At 57.6% G+C, this 297-nt stretch carries 1 protein-coding gene; it reads left to right on the top strand.

Features of this window, described 5'->3' with window-relative positions:
* On the top strand, positions 1-259 hold a 259-nt coding region (locus HOP58_RS22900), incomplete at its 5' end, for a transposase (RefSeq protein WP_234261938.1).
* Between the last annotated feature and the right edge of the window lie 38 nt (positions 260-297).

The raw sequence follows: 297 nt of genomic DNA, 5'->3' as shown, positions 1-297 counted from the left end.
CGTCAGTTGGGAATCGGGTAGCTCCGTACGCGGGCGTCCCCGCTTGTCGAAAGCCGGCAATCCGAAACTACGGCAGAGCCTGTACATGGCAGCCGTCGTTGGGCTGAGGCGGAATCCCGATGTCTCGGCGTTATATCAACGGCTTACAGGAAACGGCAAGAGCAAGATGGCGGCCTTGGGGGCGGCAATGCGTAAGCTGATCCATATCGCTTACGGGGTCCTCAAGACGCAAACCGAATATCGGCCACAAACCGCCTGATAGGGCATTTGTGGCCGGTTAGGAGAGATGGTATCTAA

It is taken from the genome of Halomonas sp. MCCC 1A11062 (assembly GCF_021404355.1).
Classification (GTDB): Bacteria; Pseudomonadota; Gammaproteobacteria; order Pseudomonadales; family Halomonadaceae; genus Halomonas; species Halomonas aerodenitrificans.
The sequence above is the reverse complement of the archived record's forward strand: the minus strand, read 5'-3'. Positions and strand labels throughout refer to the sequence as shown.